Source organism: Shewanella sp. MBTL60-007 (genome assembly GCF_019654915.1).
Taxonomy (GTDB): Bacteria; Pseudomonadota; Gammaproteobacteria; order Enterobacterales; family Shewanellaceae; genus Shewanella.
Genome location: NZ_BPET01000215.1, coordinates 1 through 274 on the forward strand (window position 1 = coordinate 1; position 274 = coordinate 274).

At 51.5% G+C, this 274-nt stretch carries 1 tRNA gene; it reads right to left on the reverse strand.

The annotated features are described in order from the left end of the window. Nucleotides 1-44: 44 nt before the first annotated feature. Nucleotides 45-120, reverse strand: a tRNA-Glu gene (locus K5Q92_RS24110). Nucleotides 121-274 lie beyond the last annotated feature (154 nt).

Below are 274 nucleotides of genomic sequence, written 5' to 3' on the forward strand. Positions count from 1 at the left end.
ACTCATTGAGCTCTGTAGGCTAAAACTCAACGCTTTATAAATTGTGGTATCCCCTAGGGGATTCGAACCCCTGTTACCGCCGTGAAAGGGCGGTGTCCTAGGCCTCTAGACGAAGGGGACCCGGACTTACGCTTAGACTCCGTAAGGGAGTGAATACTCATTGAGCTCTGTAGGCTAAAACTCAACGCTTTATAAATTGTGGTATCCCCTAGGGGATTCGAACCCCTGTTACCGCCGTGAAAGGGCGGTGTCCTAGGCCTCTAGACGAAGGGGA